This window comes from Luteibacter sp., assembly GCF_051958795.1.
Classification (GTDB): domain Bacteria; phylum Pseudomonadota; class Gammaproteobacteria; order Xanthomonadales; family Rhodanobacteraceae; genus Luteibacter.
On the sequence record NZ_JBQCFT010000412.1, the window covers coordinates 1 to 2,144 of the forward strand.

The following is a 2,144-nucleotide window of genomic DNA, read 5'->3' on the forward strand; positions in this document are numbered from 1 at the left end:
CAGGATTTCTTCACCACCAAGTTCCCGTTCAAGCTCATGACCGAGGGGCGCGCCAGGATGGCGGACACATTCACAGGGTTCGCTGAAACGCTTGTGCCGACCCTGGCCCGACTGGCGGTGGCGCGACCCGATGTCGTTTCCCGTGAATTCGACCTTCGCAAGGACGGTGACCTGCTGAAGGTCGTGGACGCCGACATGGGGCCCGAGGACATCGCGTGGCTCGAAGCCCGCCTCAATGAAGTTCCGGAACTGCGCAGCTGGGCCACGATGTTCAACGAAGCGGTGGTCGACACCTACGGCAACCGCGAGCACGAGTCCTACTGGACCGAATTGGGGGCGGGGTTTGTTGGACGCTGTGGCATCGCCGGGCTGGAAAACACGGTCGATCGCGATGTGAAGTTCATGTCGCTCATGCGGGCGTTACGCGACACGGACCTCGACACCGAGCCGTTCCGGATGCATATGGAGAAGTACAACGCCAACCCTTACGGATACGCGGCCATCAAGGTGCTGGACATGGTGAAGCCCGTTGAAACATATCGGCCGATGGCCGGTGGAGGCCTGGAGGTGTCGAAAGCGCACATGGAGCCAGCGCTGTTGGCGCGCGCTTAACAAGGCACAGGCAGAAGGCGGCTTGTAGTGTGGGAAGCGCGCTGGCGCGCTCCCACAAGAAAATGCTTCGGAAGCGGCTCGCCCGACGCGGTGTACGCGACATCCGATGCAACGCCCTGCCCGGCGAGCACCATCCCGCGCAGTCCCCCGACATCCGGCACGATCCACGTTCCCTAGCGTGTCGACTCCACCCGAAGGAGTCACCCATGCGACCTCTCGTTCTCGCCAGCGCCATCGGTCTGTTGCTCTCCACGCCAGGCGTCTTCGCTCGAACCGCCGCGCCCGTCCCCACCATCGCGGCGCCGGTACCCGGCTGCGACCCCATGGAGATCGGCCCCGTCTACGACGCATCGATCAACGCGGATGCGACGCTCACTTGCTTCCAGCTCGTCACACCGGATATTCCGTCCCTGACCAAGCTCGACCTGAATTTCGCTGGCTTCCGTCAGGGCGAAGTGCACGATGTAAGCCTCGTCCGCGTCGACGCGGACGGCAGCACGCATGCCATCGCGTCCGACGCCTCGGGCGACACCTATCGCATCATGCAGGGGATGACCGGTCCGCTCACACGCTGGCTGGTCATGGTTGGCCGCCCGGCCAAAGGTCCGACGTCCTCGTTCCAGATGCAGGCGACGGTAGCCGAAGGCAGCGATCGGTACGAGCCGAACGATGCCATCGTCAAAGCGACACCCATTCAGGGCAACAAGGTTTTCGAAGGCAATCTCGATAGCGCCGCCGATGTCGACAATTACCTGATTTCGTTTCGCGCGGATCAGAAGGTGGCTGTTATCCAGATCGAAGCGCCGGTTGGCGTCGTCATCGACGTGCTCGACGGCTCGAACACGCCTTACACGCTCCGGGGCGGCGACAGGAAGCGTGTCGATGCGTCGCGGCCGGTGTTTGTTGCCGTCCGCGGCGACGATGCGCCGGACGCCGCGCGATCCAAGGTGAGCGTGACCGATCCCAGGGCCATCGCCGTCCTATCCAGCTATTCCAGCAAGGAGAACATCAGCCATCTTGCACCGGGCACGATGCCAGGCGTAGCGGGAGCGGCGAATGTCGCAAGACAGATGGAGGTCGAGGTCACGGCGTTCGAAGGCGACCACACGACCCGACTCGGGGCGGGCCACGAGGTGACGATCTTCGCGCGCGACACGGGAAAGAACAACGAGAACTGGCTCGTAGGCTCGGTCAAGGTCGTCACCGATGCGAACGGGACGGCACGGGCTACCCTCCCTATCTCCGGGTGTAAGGGTGGCGAGCTAGGACCCATTCAAGTCATCCCGCGTGTCGAGTACCCCGATGCCTGGTTCATTACGTACAACCCTTTCGCCGTGGTTCACGCGTGGGTCGACAGCTCCGATCCAAACGCCCAGGCCGAACCCCTGAACAAACCGCAGCTCTTCCAGCACATCTGCAAGGAGACGGTAACGAAACGCTGGAGGTCTCGATGAAACTTCCATCCGTATTCGACACGGCATGGCGAAAGGTAGCGAGGTTCGACCCGAACAACCCCGATGACGAGTGGGGCA

General features: G+C 62.8%; 2 protein-coding genes. Both read left to right on the top strand.

Annotated features, from left to right (window positions below):
- Positions 1 to 612: hypothetical protein (locus tag ACTHLF_RS20980; RefSeq protein ID WP_440330135.1), on the top strand; the 612-nt coding region annotated here is incomplete at its 5' end.
- 323 nt (positions 613 to 935) lie between these two features.
- Positions 936 to 2,066, top strand: coding sequence for a hypothetical protein (locus tag ACTHLF_RS20985; RefSeq protein ID WP_440330137.1), 1,131 nt, complete (start codon positions 936 to 938; stop codon positions 2,064 to 2,066).
- Positions 2,067 to 2,144: the final 78 nt, after the last annotated feature.

Bases quoted from the DNA above. Each gene is read 5' to 3' on its own strand.
- ACTHLF_RS20985 (WP_440330137.1), top strand. From the start codon at position 936: ATGGAGATCGGCCCCGTCTACGACGCATCGATCAACGCGGATGCGACG.